At 63.6% G+C, this 1,082-nt stretch carries 1 pseudogene and 1 other annotated feature; the pseudogene reads right to left on the bottom strand.

Going from position 1 to position 1,082, the window contains the following annotated elements:
• Nucleotides 1–250: 250 nt before the first annotated feature.
• A pseudogene (locus NYR54_RS19105) lies at nt 251–960 on the bottom strand (IS3 family transposase); the annotation flags it as partial.
• Nucleotides 617–733 (bottom strand) — a sequence feature (AL1L pseudoknot). It overlaps the preceding pseudogene by 117 nt.
• Nucleotides 961–1,082 lie beyond the last annotated feature (122 nt).

Genomic DNA, 1,082 nt, shown 5'->3' with positions numbered 1-1,082 from the left:
GTAGGCGAAGGCGACATTTCAGCCCTCGGATGCGGATTAACCGGTTCGTGTTCCTCAACCTTCCAGTGCTACAGCCTTGGGAACCATCCTGGCGTAACGGCTTCGCCTCAATTCCCTTTACCTGCGGGCTACGTCACCCTGCCAGTTGACGGCAGGTCACCGCCGCTTGGGCTCATGCCCCTCACAGCAGGGGGCACGGCATCCTTCAATTCCTCCTTTCTCAATGCATTCCAGTCATATGCACCCCGGACCATCCGGGACGAGGCGCACCATAGGTGAAGTCGGAGACCCACAGCATGTTCGGTGCCGGCGCCTGGAACTGGCGGTTGACGTGATCGAGCGGGCAAGGCGCGGCCTTGTCGCTTCTCGTGGTCCTGACCGGCTTGCCGCGGATCGCCCCCTCGAGGCCCATCTGCCGCATCAGCCGCGCCACCGTGCAGCGGGCGACGTCGAAGCCTTCCCGCTTGAGTTGCCGCCACACCTTGCGCACGCCATAGACGCCGAAATTCTCCTCGAACACCCGCCGCACCTCTCCCTTCAAGGCTTCGTCCCGCTTCGCCCGCGCCGACAGCCGGGAGGGATCGGCACGCTTGGCCACATGATCGTGATAGGTGGACGGGGCGATCGGCAGCACCCGGCAGATCGGCTCGACCCCGTATTCTCCGCGGTGATCGTCGATGAACGCGATCATCGTCTGTATGGGCGGTCGAGCTCCGCCATCGCAAAATAAGCACTCGCCTTGCGCAGGATCTCATTGGCCTGCCGCAGCTCGCGGTTCTCGCGCTCCAGGGCCTTCAGCTTCTCGGCAACCTCGGTGGGAATGCCGGCGCGCACGCCGCTGTCCACCTCCGCCTTCCTCACCCATTCGTTGAGCGTCTGCGCCGTGCAGCCGATCTTGGCCGCGATCGACGAAATGGCCGCCCAGCGCGACGGATGCTCCCCCTCGTGATCCAAAACCATCCGAACCGCGCGGGCCCGGACCTCAGATGAAAATCGATTCGCCGTATTGAACCGCGCCGGGATTGCCGGAGGCTCCCCCTCTTGAGATTAAGGAGCCATCATGACGAAACGGAACGGCAATA

The sequence above is a fragment of the Chelativorans petroleitrophicus genome, from assembly GCF_025398195.1.
In the GTDB taxonomy this organism is placed as follows: Bacteria; Pseudomonadota; Alphaproteobacteria; order Rhizobiales; family Rhizobiaceae; genus Chelativorans; species Chelativorans petroleitrophicus.
The sequence above is the reverse complement of the archived record's forward strand: the minus strand, read 5'-3'. Positions and strand labels throughout refer to the sequence as shown.